At 66.7% G+C, this 12363-nt stretch carries 12 protein-coding genes and 1 pseudogene; 4 read left to right on the forward strand and 9 right to left on the reverse strand.

Annotated elements, in window-relative coordinates; all coding sequences use genetic code 11:
• Positions 1-28 precede the first annotated feature (28 nt).
• From KBY75_RS02335 to KBY75_RS02350, 4 genes and pseudogenes are all read right to left on the reverse strand, one after another.
• Complete coding sequence (locus KBY75_RS02335; RefSeq protein WP_255022812.1) at positions 29-1336, reverse strand: hypothetical protein; 1308 nt, start codon at positions 1334-1336, stop codon at positions 29-31.
• Positions 1327-2058 (reverse strand): glycosyltransferase family 2 protein, encoded by a 732-nt coding sequence (locus KBY75_RS02340; RefSeq protein ID WP_255022813.1) that lies wholly within the window; start codon positions 2056-2058, stop codon positions 1327-1329. Before KBY75_RS02340 ends, KBY75_RS02335 begins: the two co-directional genes overlap by 10 nt.
• Positions 1982-2434 (reverse strand): annotated as a pseudogene (locus tag KBY75_RS02345) (DUF2064 domain-containing protein); the annotation flags it as partial. The gene KBY75_RS02340 and the pseudogene KBY75_RS02345, both read right to left, overlap by 77 nt.
• Positions 2435-2449: 15 nt before the next feature.
• The gene (locus KBY75_RS02350; RefSeq protein ID WP_255022814.1) at positions 2450-2674 is read right to left on the reverse strand and encodes a hypothetical protein; all 225 of its coding nucleotides are present in this window, start codon (positions 2672-2674) and stop codon (positions 2450-2452) included.
• A 137-nt stretch (positions 2675-2811) separates the two neighbouring features.
• Here KBY75_RS02350 and KBY75_RS02355 point away from each other — a divergent pair, with 137 nt between their 5' ends.
• Together KBY75_RS02355 and KBY75_RS02360 are read left to right on the forward strand one after the other, a co-directional pair.
• A complete protein-coding gene (locus KBY75_RS02355; RefSeq protein ID WP_255022815.1) occupies positions 2812-5016 on the forward strand; it encodes an FAD-dependent oxidoreductase in 2205 nt (734 codons plus the stop codon).
• A gap of 39 nt (positions 5017-5055) precedes the next feature.
• On the forward strand, positions 5056-6156 hold the full coding sequence (locus KBY75_RS02360) for a methyltransferase domain-containing protein (RefSeq protein WP_255022816.1): 1101 nt from the start codon (positions 5056-5058) through the stop codon (positions 6154-6156).
• Positions 6157-6680: 524 nt separating this feature from the next.
• Here KBY75_RS02360 and KBY75_RS02365 read toward each other — a convergent pair.
• The gene (locus KBY75_RS02365; RefSeq protein ID WP_255022817.1) at positions 6681-7064 is read right to left on the reverse strand and encodes a TVP38/TMEM64 family protein; all 384 of its coding nucleotides are present in this window, start codon (positions 7062-7064) and stop codon (positions 6681-6683) included.
• Positions 7030-7713 (reverse strand): DUF6969 family protein, encoded by a 684-nt coding sequence (locus KBY75_RS02370; protein WP_255022818.1) that lies wholly within the window; start codon positions 7711-7713, stop codon positions 7030-7032. The genes KBY75_RS02365 and KBY75_RS02370 overlap by 35 nt, the downstream gene beginning before the upstream one ends.
• 445 nt (positions 7714-8158) lie before the next feature.
• On the opposite strand from KBY75_RS02370, the gene KBY75_RS15430 reads away from it, so the two are divergent.
• A complete protein-coding gene (locus tag KBY75_RS15430) occupies positions 8159-8356 on the forward strand; it encodes a hypothetical protein (protein ID WP_396097831.1) in 198 nt (65 codons plus the stop codon).
• A gap of 106 nt (positions 8357-8462) precedes the next feature.
• Complete coding sequence (locus KBY75_RS02380) at positions 8463-9302, forward strand: hypothetical protein (RefSeq protein WP_255022819.1); 840 nt, start codon at positions 8463-8465, stop codon at positions 9300-9302.
• Here KBY75_RS02380 and KBY75_RS02385 read toward each other — a convergent pair.
• Genes KBY75_RS02385 through crtE form a run of 3 tightly spaced genes read right to left on the reverse strand, consistent with a single transcriptional unit; the run spans position 9293 to position 12121 of the window.
• Entirely contained in the window at positions 9293-10744 is a 1452-nt protein-coding gene (locus KBY75_RS02385) for an ATP-dependent RecD-like DNA helicase (RefSeq protein WP_255022820.1), read from the reverse strand. The genes KBY75_RS02380 and KBY75_RS02385 overlap by 10 nt on opposite strands.
• Entirely contained in the window at positions 10737-11222 is a 486-nt protein-coding gene (locus KBY75_RS02390; RefSeq protein WP_254936004.1) for a divergent PAP2 family protein, read from the reverse strand. Before KBY75_RS02390 ends, KBY75_RS02385 begins: the two co-directional genes overlap by 8 nt.
• Complete coding sequence (gene crtE, locus KBY75_RS02395; protein WP_255022821.1) at positions 11219-12121, reverse strand: geranylgeranyl diphosphate synthase CrtE; 903 nt, start codon at positions 12119-12121, stop codon at positions 11219-11221. The genes KBY75_RS02390 and crtE overlap by 4 nt, the downstream gene beginning before the upstream one ends.
• Between the last annotated feature and the right edge of the window lie 242 nt (positions 12122-12363).

The following is a 12363-nucleotide window of genomic DNA, read 5'->3' on the forward strand; positions in this document are numbered from 1 at the left end:
GAGGGAAAGCCGGAACCGGACACGGGGGTTACCGCTGAACTGCCGGATCGGTTCGCGCGCGGCGCTGCAGCGGGCCACTGAGCAGCAGACCGAAAAGCAAGGGCAGCCACAGAAGCAAGCGCTCCGCTGTGGTGAGCTGCCAGTCGGGCAGCCTCGAGGGGAGAACGAAGTACACGAAGGCAGAGAGGCTCACCAACCTGGCCCCCCAGTTCTGGCTAGGCACGGCGAAGGGCATGAGCCAGATGAAATACCAGCCATGCACCACCGGTGAGAGCAGGAGCACCGCCACCAGGTAGCGCCAGGCAAACACCCCCAACCGCGCGGTGGTGGCCAGCAGCAGCACCACCACCACCACAAGCAACAGGCCGTGTAGAGCGTTGATCTGCCGGGTCCAGGGCAAGAACTGGGCGATCCAGTGGGGCATCCACTCGGCACTGCGGCCGTAACGCATGAATGTGGAGCCGGTGGGCAGCAACGGGCAGGCCGGCCCACGGCAGAAAGCCAGGGCCCCTAGCAGCAGGGGGGCCAGCCCCAGCAGCACGGCGGCGACCACGGGGCCGGGGCGCCGAAGCTGCCGCCAACGGCTCCAGACTCGATGGAGCAGCAGCGGCAGGGTGATCCACTTCAGGGCCACGCTCAGGCCCAGCAGCAGGTCGATCCAGGCCTGGAAGCGGGGGCCCTGGGGCGGGGGTTCGCGCTCGGCCAGCAGCCAGCCGGCCACCAGCGGCAGCAGGAACCAGCTGTCGTAGTGGCCGCCTCCACTGACGCTGTAGATCACCAGCGGATTCCAGCCATAGAGCGCCGCGCGGGTCGCACCGAAGCGGGCAGCGAGCAGGCCGCAGATGGCCAGGTCGGCGGCCAGGAAGGACGCCTTGAACAGCACCACCTGCTGGGCCAGGGCAGCATGCAGCCGGAACAACAGCTGGGCCAGGGGCGGGTAGATCGCCGTGGTGTCTGGGTGGTTGATCTGCCCCCACCAGGGCGTGCGCAGGGCCTCCAGGGCAGGGGCATCGGGAGGAATGTGATACGGGCTGAATCCCTGCAGCTGGATGCCTCCCTCCCAGAGGTAGCGCCAAATGTCATCGCCGGGCTCCATCGGCAGCAGCGCCAGCCGCGCCAGCACCGCCACGGCCCAGAAGAGTGCCCGGGGAACGGCAGGCATGGTCCATGAGAGGGCAAACCCGAGCCCCATCACCGCCGCCGCCCCCCAGAACGGCAACAGCTGGGCTGGGTGGAACAGGTCGCCGTGGGGAGCCATCCACAACGCCCCGCCGATCAGCAGCAGGGCGCTGGCCGACAGCCGCAGGCGGCCAGAAGAGGGAGCTGTCACTGCCATCGCCTCAGCCAGCTGCGCCCAACTGTCGTGAGAATCACGCTGCCGGCCCGCACACTGGCGCCCCACCGACCGGAGATCTTGGAGTGGCCGGCCAGGCGGGGCCGATGGGAGACGGGCATCTCGCGCACGCGCAGACCCAGCTCGATGGCCCGCACCTGCATCTCCAGGGTCCAGCCGTACCCGCGGTCGCGCATCCCCATGGCCTCGAACGCCGAGCGCCGCACCAGCCGCAGAGGGCCCAGATCGCGGTAGCGGAATCCCCAGCCCAGGGCGATCAGCGTTGTGGCCAGCCAGTTTCCCCAGCGCTGCAGAGGCGTCAGCGCCGACCGGCCGGCGGCGGTGGCGGTGCGGTCGCCCAGCAGCAAGTCGTGATCGCTGAGCTGATCCAGGAAGCGGGGCAGCTCCTCGAGCGGATCACCGCCATCGCCATCGCAGAACAAAATCCAGCGCACGGCCGGATCGAGGTTGCGGCAGCCCCGCCAGCAGGCCCGCCCGTAGCCGGGGCTCGGTTCGCTGAGCACCTCAGCCCCCATGTGCCGGGCAATGGTGGCGCTGCGATCGCGGCTGCCGTTGTCCACCACACGGATGCGGCGCAGTCCCTGGGCCTGCAGCTGCCCAACCACATGGCTGAGCGTTTGCTCCTCATCACGCACCGGAATCACCACCTGGATGCTGTTGAGCAGGGCCGGGCCGACCGCTTGTGGCGGATGATCCAGAAACATGGTCGATTCCGAGTTGCCCACGGATTGTCTTCGGCAGGCGATCCAGATCGGCAGGTTCGTCGAGATCGGCCAGGGGGCACTGCTCGTTCCACGACCATCCAAGCGTGCGCAGCCGCTCGCGGGTGAGGGCGCAGACCGCGGCGGTGCTCCAGGGAACTGCATCAAACAGGTTGGGGTGAAAGCGGCGCAGGCCCAGCAGCACATAGCCCCCATCCAGGCTGGGGATCAGCGCGGCATCGGTGCCGGACAGCTGGACCGCAGCCGTCTGCAGGTGGTGGACCTCTAGTTCAGGACAATCCATCCCCAGTAGCAGCAGATTTGCTCCCGACGCCAGCACCCGCTGGGCCACCGCTGCCATGCGCCCGCCCAGATCACCGTCGGTCTGTTCGCTCTATACCAGCTCCGGCGGCCAGCTCCGCCGCCGCCAGGCCGGATCATCGGGGGCGGGAGTCGCACACAGCTCCACCACGCCGAGGCCACTGGCACAGGCAGTACCAATAGTGCGGAGCAAGAGCCGTTCCGCCAGGCGGGCGGCCCCGTCCTGCCCCAGGGCCGGCGCCAGCCTGGTTTTCACCGCGCCGGGCCTTGGGGCCTTGGCCAGGATCACGACTCGCACAGGAAGCTGCAGGAAACCGACCCTCCCAAAACCCGGTGATGGCAGTACCGGCCAGCGGACCTGGTGGTTTTTATCTCCCCCTCCGCGGGCAATCCACGGCAAGGCTTCACCGGTAACGAGGAGATAGAGCCTGATGCATGACCTCCCCCGCAGAGCCACCGACCGGTCGGCACGCCCGCTGGCGCCAAATGCTGCTGATCGCCGCCATCGCCATGGTGGTCGCCCTGTTCTTCGCTCTGGGCCTGCACCACCAACTCACCCTGGAGGGCCAGCAGCGCGCCCATGGCGCCCTGCTGGAGCGGCGGGCGCAGGCGCCCGTGCTGGTGGCCGGCGCCTACATGCTCATCTACGTTCTGGTGACGGCCCTGTCGCTGCCGGGGGCCGCAGTGCTCACCCTGGGCGGCGGGGCGATCTTCGGCCTGGGGCTCGGCACCCTGCTGGTGTCGTTCGCCTCCAGCCTGGGGGCCCTGCTGGCCTTCCTGGTGGCCCGCACCCTGCTGCGCGATCTGGTGCGGCGCCGCTTCGGCCGCCAGCTGGCGCCGATTGAGGCGGGCGTGGCACGCGATGGGGTCTTCTTCCTGCTCAGCCTGCGGCTGGCGCCGGTGTTTCCTTTCTTTCTGGTGAATCTGCTGATGGCGCTGACGCCGATGCGGGCCGCCAGCTACTACCTCACCAGCCAGATCGGCATGCTGCCCGGCACGCTGGTGTACGTGAACGCCGGCACCCAGCTGGCCCAGCTGCGGGGCCTGGGCGGCATCCTCAGCCCGCCGCTGCTGGGCTCGCTGCTGCTGCTGGCCCTGTTCCCCTGGCTGGCGAAGGCGGCGACCCGCCGCTGGCAGATCTGGCGGCTCTACCGCCCCTGGCAGCCCCCCCGCCACTTCGACCGCAACCTGATCGTGATCGGCGCCGGTGCGGCAGGGCTGGTGACCTCCTACATCGCCGCCACGGTCAAGGCGCGCGTGACTCTGGTGGAGCGCGCCGAGATGGGCGGCGACTGCCTCAACACCGGCTGCGTGCCCAGCAAGGCGCTGATCAGCTCGGCGCGGCTGGCGGCGCGCATGCGGCGCGCCGACCGCTACGGCCTAGAGCCGGTGGAGCCGCGCCTGAGCGTGCGGCAGGTGTTCGCCCGGGTGGCAGCCAAGGTGGAGGCGATTGCGCCCCACGACAGCGTCGAGCGCTACGAGGGCCTAGGGGTGGAGGTGCTGCGCGGCCAGGCCCGCCTGCTCGATCCCTGGACCGTGGCGATCCAGGGGGCCGATGGGGAAGATCAGATGCTCACTGCGCGCGCGATCGTGCTGGCCACCGGCGCCGAGCCGGTGCTGCCTCACTGGCCGGGGAGCGAGGCTGTGCCGCTGCTCACCAGCGAAACGGTGTGGAGCTGGCTGGGCAACTGCGCGCTGGAGCAGCCGCGGATGGCGATTCTGGGGGGTGGGCCAATCGCCTGCGAACTGGCCCAGGCCCTGGCCCAGCTGGGCCTGCCTATCACCCTGATCCAGCGCAGCGAGCGCCTGCTCAGCAAGGAAGACGCGGACGTGGCCGTCGAGGTGCAGCGGGCCCTGGAAACCGACGGCGTGACCCTACTGATGGGCGCCCAGGTGCTCGGCTTCGAGCGCCAGCCCGGCCCACAGGGTGCGGTAACAGTGCGGGTGCGGCAGGGGGACGAGGGGCGGGCGATCGCCTGCGATGCCGTGCTCTGCGCCCTAGGCCGCCGCGCCCGGCTCACGGGCTACGGCCTGGAGGAGCTGGGCATTCCTACCGGCGCCACGGTCACCACCAACGACTTCCTGCAGACCAACTACCCCAACATCTACGCCGCCGGCGATGTGGCCGGACCGTTCCAGTTCACCCACACCGCCGCCCACCAAGCCTGGTATGCGGCGGTAAACGCCCTGTTCGGCAACCTGCGCGCCTTCAAGGCCGACTACCGGGTAATCCCCCGCACCACCTTCACCGAACCGGAGGTGGCCACGGTGGGACTCACCGAAGCCGACGCCGAACAGCAGGGCATCACCGTGGACGTGACCCGTTTCCCCCTGCACGAACTCGACCGCGCGATCGTGGAGAGCGCCGAGCAGGGCTTCGTGAAGGTGCTCACCCAGCCCGGCAGTGACCGCATCCTGGGCGCCACGATCGTGGGCGAGCACGCCGGCGAACTGCTGGCCGAGTTTGTACTGGCGATGAAGTGGGGCCTGGGGCTGGGCCGGATCTTTGCCACCATTCACGCCTACCCCACCATGGCGGAGGCCAACAAGTTCGCCGCCGCCAGCTGGAAGAAGCAGCGGGTGCCCCAACACCTGATGCCCTGGCTGCGCCGCTATCACGCCTGGCGGCGACGCGGCTGAGCCCCCCGAAGCCTCCTGTCCAACCCCCTGCAACCTTCCATGGCCAGCCCCACCGACGTCAGCCGCAGTGTCCAGGAGTACTACGGCGCCACGCTCAGCAGCAGCGCCGACCTGCGCACCGACGCCTGCTGCGACGCCAGCAACGTGCCAGAAGCCCTGCGTCCGCTGCTGGCCCGCATCCATCCCGAGGTGCTGTCGCGCTACTACGGCTGCGGACTGGTGGTGCCGCCGCTGCTGGAGGGCCTGCGGGTACTGGATCTGGGCTGCGGCAGTGGCCGTGATGTGTACCTGCTGGCCCAGCTGGTGGGACCCGACGGCGCGGTGGTGGGGGTGGACATGACGCCCGAGCAGCTGGCGGTGGCCCGGCGGCACCAGCAGCACCACGCCGACCAGTTCGGCTTCGCCAATGTGACGTTCCTGGAGGGCCGCATCGAGCAGCTCGATCAGCTGCCCCTGGAGCCCGGCAGCTTCGATCTGGTGATCTCCAACTGCGTGGTGAACCTCTCGGCCGACAAGCTGGCCGTGCTGAACGGGGTGCGGCGCCTGCTCAAGAGCGGCGGTGAGTTCTTCTTCGCAGACGTGTACGCCGACCGGCGCGTGCCCGAGGCGCTGCGCCACGATGAGGTGCTCTACGGCGAATGCCTCAGCGGCGCCCTCTACAGGAACGACTTTCTGCGCCTGGCCCGCCAGTCCGGTTTCGCCGATCCCCGCCTGGTGAGCGACCGGCCCCTGGAGATCACCGATGCCGAGCTGGCCGCCCGCACCGGCGCCATCCGCTTCTTCTCCGCCACCTACCGGCTGTTCCACCTCCCCGAGCTGGAGGATGCCTGCGAAGACCACGGCCAGGCGGTGATCTATCGCGGCACAATCGCCGAGCACCCCCACGCCCTGCCATTCGACAAGCACCACTGGATCGAGGCCGGCAAGGTGTTTCCCGTCTGCGGCAACACCTTCCGCATGCTCGAAGGCAGCCGGCTGGCACCCCACTTCAACTTCATCGGCGATTTCAGCCGCCACTACGGCCTGTTCGAGGGCTGCGGAACAGCCCTGCCGTTTGGAGTACCGGAGGCCACAACCTTTGCCGCAGCCGCTGCCTCCTCCGCGGCAGGCACAGCTGCAACGAGTGGCTCCTGCTGCTGAAGCGCTGCCGCGTCAGCCCCGGACACCATCGAGGTAGGCAGCGGTGATCTCCGAGCAGGGCAATCCCGTCGATGGCGGTCGTGGTGGCCTGCAGATCCGCTTCCTCCGACTTGAGCGCCCTCTACCCCAGACCGATCTGGGCGGTGCCGCTGCGCGCGTCCGCGATCTCGGCGGCCAGGGGGGCCACCGTGCTGGATCCGCTGAGGCTGAGCATTTATTCGCTGGCTGCGCTGCAGCCGGCAACGGCTCCCATCAAGACCATGCCGGCACACCTATGGGGATTGGCAGAGAGCGCTATCGCCCCGAGACCTGTCACTCCATGGAATGCAGTGGACCTGCCTGTGGCTGCACAGTCATGGGAAAGGAAGGAAGGCTCAGGGATCGTCCTCGGACTGCGCTGGAGCAGAGCGGGGCAACAACCGTCGCGCCAGGAGCAGCGCGCAGGCCAGCGTGGCCAGCAGTCCGATCAAGTGCAGGCTCCCGGCACCGGCTTGGGGATCGGCAACAGCGGACCCAAGCCCCACTTACAGCACCGTGCCAGGGACGATACCGATCAGACCGAGGCCGAAGGTGAGCGGAGGGATGTCGCTAAGGCCGTAAGCCACGTTCAGGAGGTTGAAAGGGAGAACAGGCGAGAGACGGGCCAGCAACAGCACCCGCAGGCCTTCCTGGCTCACCACCCTCTGCAGGGCCTTCATGTGCCGGGAGCGCTCCAACCAACGGCTGGCCTGGGGGCGCAGCCAACACCGCGCCAGCGTGAACACCCCCATAGCTCCCAGGGATGCCCCCAGCACTACCAAGAACGACCCCAACGTCAGGCCATAGACGCTGCCGGCCAGGACCGTGGCAGGCAGCGCTGGAAGCAGCAGCATTTCAGCCACGGCATAGGCCAGCACGAACAGCACCATCCCGGCCGGATGGTGCAACAGCGCCGGATCGAAGCTGCTCCACATGTGATTTCCACTGCTGTTGAACGGAATCGAGATCGGCACCCCAGTCGACGGTCAGCTGGCTGGGGATCTCAAGATCCCGATCCTCAAGCGCCTGCTCCAGTGAGCCTTCCCGATCCTCGAGGGTTCGGTCTCGCTCCAACAGCAGAGACTGAATTGTTGGAGCATAGAAGCGGAGTAACTGCTCCAGCCATCCACTGGTGTGCCGATCTGCCTCGCTCGCAGCAAGGCTAAAACGCTCCAAAAGATGGCAGCTCAGCTGTGCGGGGAGCCAAGCGTCGTTGGCGACCCAGCGATTCACCGTGAAGAGGCTCAGGGGCAGACCCCGGGGATCGAGACCGATGGCCAGAAGATGGGTGAGATCTGCTCCAGGTTCGGCGGGCATAAAGAGGTGCAGGTGACCATGCTCCTCACCTGGCCGATGGCAGTGGTAATAAGCCTGGCCGCCGCTGAGCGGATCACGCCAGTCGTCCTCGGGGTAATGGCGATCGGCCAGCACGACCCCCTCACCAGTGCAAGCACGCACCAAGGAACCATGCCGCTCATTGACCATGAGCCAGTGGCGCAGGCTGCGGCAACCGGCCTGATAGCGCTGGCGCAGGTGCATCAGCGCTCCGCGCCGCAGCCACCCGATTTGGCAGCACCGCAACCTCCTGCCTTTTGCTCCTGCTTACTCCCACAACCGCCGCGCGGGCCGCAGATGCCCGCACAGCTCGGAAGGGTAAGAGCAGCAGCCGTAAGAGCGGCCACACCGAGACCCGCCCGCAGGCGGGATGAGAGGGATGCCATGGGCAGAAAACGTGCTGAACCTGGGAATACCCACGGGATCAGCACTTGGATTTCGCGCCATGCTGACTAGAAGTTCCCTTGCAAAAAATTAAGCCAGATCACTTGGTAAGCCATCCCATCACGCTTTCCCTATTCATTCTTCGGTTGCTTCACGACTTGACTAAGAGCCTGCGCGAGGAGGCTCGTCACTGCGGGGGCTCGTCGTCGTCGCTGAAGCGCTGGTGATGGATTCCCCAGTTGTGCTGGGCTAGAAAGACGCACTGGTGATCATCGAGTCCGACCTGATCACGAAGGCCGACTCGGTTAAAAGATCGCGGTCCCCCAAATCCAAAAAACTAGTGGGGCTGGAGCGGGGCAAGCAGTGGCTGTTCGCCAAGGGCGACCTGCTGGTGGGCCTGGTGAGCGTGGCCCTGGCGGTGTATCTGGGCTGGCAGGGCATCGAAGGCCTGCGGCTGGCCTGAGCTGAGCAGATCGCAGATCTGGAGCAAAGTGGGCCAGATGTGCATTACTCAGGCCCAAAGCCATTCAACGTGGTCAAGATGAAAAAGCCAACAAAATATAAACACCATGACCACGCAACTCACCAACAAAGGCTGGTCTAATGGCACAGATGGACGTTGGACTCCACGCCGGGATCGGGTGCGGGATAGCGAAGAAGGGATTCGCCTCTCCGGCCGCTTCAATGCTAAAACCCTAGCCGGCGATGACATCATCAATGGCAGCAGCGAAGAAATCAGCGGGGTAAGGATCAGCGGCAGCTTGAAAACCCAGGCTGGCAACGATCTGGTACGCGGTGAATCAGATCAGGAATCAGGGCTATACAACGAAGACACGATTAACACCGGCCTGGAAGATGACACGATCACTGGTATCTCCGCAAACTCCAGAGGCCTGGAAAATCAAGGCAATATCTACAGCGAAGGCGGCGAAGACCTGATGCTCGGCAAAAGCCGCAGACAGGAAGGCATCACCAACAGCGGCTACCTCGACATGGGCAGCGGCAACGACACCCTAAGAGGCGTCGGCGTTCTAGCCGGCCTGCGCAACGACAATTACATCTATATGGGCAAGGGTTCGGACTTTGTCAATGTTCGCCGCGGGGGATTTGATGGCAAGGGATATCTGGATATGGGCCCTGGCTTTGATCGATTGATTGGCTTTGGCCCCCAAACCGTAGATGGCGGAGGCGACCGCGACAGCCTGTTCCTTAAGGAGGGTACTTATGTGATTTCAGACAATACTGACGAATACAACTACACCAATGGCCAGAGCATCACCGATCAGCGTGGAGTGTCCATGACGGCTATCAGCTTTGAAAGTATCGGCAGTTCCAGTTCTTTCGAAGAGGTCAAGTTTCAAACAGGCACGCTTGTGATCGGCGGCGATGGCAGCGTCGCCTACCTCTGATCAAGCAACCAATCGCTCCAGAGCTGCTGGTCGGCTAGGGCGCTGGGCCCGGCACCCGGAGCGCCGGCCTGGAGCGTGACCGCCTGGCTGGCCCGGCTCACGGCCACGTACACCAGCTGGCGGCGCAGCACGGTGTCGCTGGGCCAGAACACATCGCCATCGACAAACACCTCGGCAAAAGTGCTGCCCTGGCTGCGATGGACGGTGAGAACGGCGGCCGGACCTAGAGAGGCAAAGGCATCTCGCACCAGGAAAAAACGGCGCCACAGGCCCTTGCCGTCCTGCTTGCCGGCGTCCTTGGCCTGCTGGCGTAGGCGGGCCAACACAGCCTCGAGGGCGATCCGGGCCGCCGAGCCCAGGGGCGGCAGTAGCCGCAGGCTCAGCTGGCTATCGCCGGCCTCCACCCGGGCGGTGAGGGTATCGATCACCGGCGCATCAGTAACGCCGAAGTCGGCCAGATCGCAGCGCTCGGGGATGACATCGCGCACCACCAGCTCCCGGTTGGAGCCCAGCAGCATGTCGGGCTCCTCGGCGGCATCTTCGCCCTCGCGGCAGGCAGGGGCCATCACGGCAGCGCGGGTGATCAGCACCTCCCCTGGCAGCACCGGCAGCTGGTCGGCCATCTCGCCGTGCAGGGCGCGGCGGGCGATCGGCACCAGCTGCTCGAGGGAGCGGTTGGTGTAGCAGAGGATGCGGGCTAGATCGGGGTTGTCAGTTTCGGCGCTGCGGCGCAGGGCGGCCTGGGCGGCTTGCAGCCAGGCGCCGCGCTCCAGCAGGGCCACCTGACCGCTGGCGTTGCGGATCGGCGGCAGCGGCGGCGGCCGGCGGCAGGGCAGGTCGCCCTGGCGCAACCCCGAGGCCAGGCGCAGCACCGGCCCCTGGTGGCGCACCACCTGGCGCAGCTCGGCCCGGCTGGCCCGGCCCAGGCTGAACACCGGGCTCACGGGTTCACCAACCGGCGGCAACTGGGCCGGATCGCCCACAAACACCAGCCGGGTGCGAAAAGGGTGGGCGCAGCGCAAGCTGATCTCCAGCAGGGTGGAGTCCACCATCGAGGCCTCATCGATCAGCACCAGGCCCAGGTGCTCGAGGGCGACGGCGGTTTGCTCGGTTTCCTCGCAGCGCTCGATATCGCGCTGGCGCTTGAGTTTCAGCCGCAGCAAGCGGTGAATGGTGGAAGGAAACCAGGTGGGCGAAAGGCCAGCCCCAGCCAGGTAGGAGCGCAGCACACCCACGGCCTTATGGGTGGGGGCCACCACGGTCCAGCAGAGGCCAGTGGCCTCCACCTGGGCCAGAAAGCGCATCGAGAGGAAGGTTTTGCCGGTGCCGGCGTAGCCACTAAGCACAAAGGGCGTGCCATCTGCGGGCGCCGCCAGCCAATCGGCAAAAGCCTCTACTGCGACCTGCTGGTCGGCGGTGAGGGCCGCAGCGGGGTCAACCAACCGCGGTGAACCAGCCCAGGCCCTGGGCCAGATGCAGCGGCGAGCCAGCCAGCACCAGACCGGGCAAGGCCACCAGCGGCCCGATCAGGGCACCGATCAGCACCTCCAGGCGGGTGTGGCCGAGATTTTCCTTGAGGGGCTTGGCGTCCGGTCCCATCTCATTAACGCGGGCGGCGGTGAGGCCGGCGGCGCGGCGCACGCCAGAGGCGTCGTAGAGCACCACAAAACAGAGCACGGCCGCCAGGGCAAACAGGGGCCCCTCAAAGCCCTGCACCCAACCCAGGGCTGCGGTGGTGCCGGTGAGCAGGGCCGAGTGGCTCGAGGGCATGCCACCGGTTTCCACCAGCACCCGCGGATTCCAGCGGCGATGCACCACCAGCTCAATCACCAGCTTGGAGAGCTGGGCAGCGCCACAGGCCGCCAGGCCCCACCAGAGCACGCCGTTATCGAAGACGCCAATCAGCACGGGGTTACTCATCGGTCGCGGCTCGTGATGTAGTCGGCCAGGGACAGCAGGGGCGCGGCACTGGCTTGCCAGGGAGCCAGGGCGGCCTTGGCCTCGGCCACCAGGGCATCAGCCCGCTGGCGCGACTCCTCTAGGCCCAGCAGCTTGGGGTAGGTGGTTTTGTCGGCGGTGAGATCCTTGCCGGCGGTTTTGCCAAGCACCTCACTACTGGAGGTGACATCAAGAATGTCGTCGATGATCTGAAAGGCCAAACCAATGCCGCGGGCGTAGGTGCGCAGGGCGGCCAGCAAGTCTTCGGAAGCGCCGGCGATCAGGGCGCCGGTGAGCACGCAGGCCCGCAGCAGAGCGCCGGTTTTGTGCAGGTGAATGTATTCGAGGGTGTCGAGATCGACGGATTTGGCCTCGCACTCCAGATCCACCACCTGACCTCCCACCAAGCCGGGGGCGCCAGAAGCCAGGGATAGCTCGCCAACCACCGCCAGCAAGCGCTCGGCCGGCACACCTGGGCTGCGCAGCGCCACCATCTCAAAAGCGCGGGTGAGCAGGGCATCACCGGCCAGGATGGCGTTGGCTTCGCCATACACCTTGTGATTGGTGGGGCGGCCGCGGCGCAGATCGTCGTTGTCCATCGCCGGCAGGTCGTCGTGGATCAGCGACATGGTGTGCACCATCTCAAGGGCCACAGCCGTGGGCATGGCCAGTTCGCTGTTGCCGCCAGCCAGCTCACAGGCCGCCAGGCAGAGGATCGGCCGCAGCCGCTTGCCACCGGCCAGCAGCGAATAACGCATCGCCTCGCGCAGGGATTCGGGCCGCTCCGGCCCCAGGGAGCCATCAAGGGCCGCCTCTACCCGCACGCGGGTCGCCTCCAGATAGGCAGCGAAGTCAAAGGGGCTGGAGTCCGCCGCCGTCATGCCAATCAGGTTGTTCGCAGGGATTCTCTCAGGCAACCTCCTGGCAGTCAGGCGCGTAAAAACATTTCCATTGCAAAAGCCCGGTTCTCAGCCCTCCAGCCGCCCATGGCCCCCCACCATCGTTGCCAAGCTGACAGGCCCGGGATTGGAGGTTTTCAAACGCAAGGGGTCGGCCTACGCCCTGCTGCACGAGGATGGTTAATTCCAGTGGGATAAATATTAAAAAGGCAGCAAGTCCTACC

Origin of the sequence: Cyanobium sp. T1G-Tous (assembly GCF_024345455.1) — a bacterium.
Classification (GTDB): domain Bacteria; phylum Cyanobacteriota; class Cyanobacteriia; order PCC-6307; family Cyanobiaceae; genus Cyanobium_A.

What these genes read in the sequence shown, in the direction of transcription:
- KBY75_RS02335 (WP_255022812.1), bottom strand. Translation starts at nt 1,336, where the DNA reads ATGGCAGTGACAGCTCCCTCTTCTGGCCGCCTGCGGCTGTCGGCCAGC.
- KBY75_RS02340 (WP_255022813.1), bottom strand. Translation starts at nt 2,058, where the DNA reads ATGTTTCTGGATCATCCGCCACAAGCGGTCGGCCCGGCCCTGCTCAAC.
- KBY75_RS02355 (WP_255022815.1), top strand. Translation starts at nt 2,812, where the DNA reads ATGACCTCCCCCGCAGAGCCACCGACCGGTCGGCACGCCCGCTGGCGC.
- KBY75_RS02360 (WP_255022816.1), top strand. Translation starts at nt 5,056, where the DNA reads ATGGCCAGCCCCACCGACGTCAGCCGCAGTGTCCAGGAGTACTACGGC.
- KBY75_RS02365 (WP_255022817.1), bottom strand. Translation starts at nt 7,064, where the DNA reads ATGGTGCTGTTCGTGCTGGCCTATGCCGTGGCTGAAATGCTGCTGCTT.
- KBY75_RS02370 (WP_255022818.1), bottom strand. Translation starts at nt 7,713, where the DNA reads ATGCACCTGCGCCAGCGCTATCAGGCCGGTTGCCGCAGCCTGCGCCAC.
- KBY75_RS02380 (WP_255022819.1), top strand. Translation starts at nt 8,463, where the DNA reads ATGACCACGCAACTCACCAACAAAGGCTGGTCTAATGGCACAGATGGA.
- KBY75_RS02390 (WP_254936004.1), bottom strand. Translation starts at nt 11,222, where the DNA reads ATGAGTAACCCCGTGCTGATTGGCGTCTTCGATAACGGCGTGCTCTGG.
- crtE (WP_255022821.1), bottom strand. Translation starts at nt 12,121, where the DNA reads ATGACGGCGGCGGACTCCAGCCCCTTTGACTTCGCTGCCTATCTGGAG.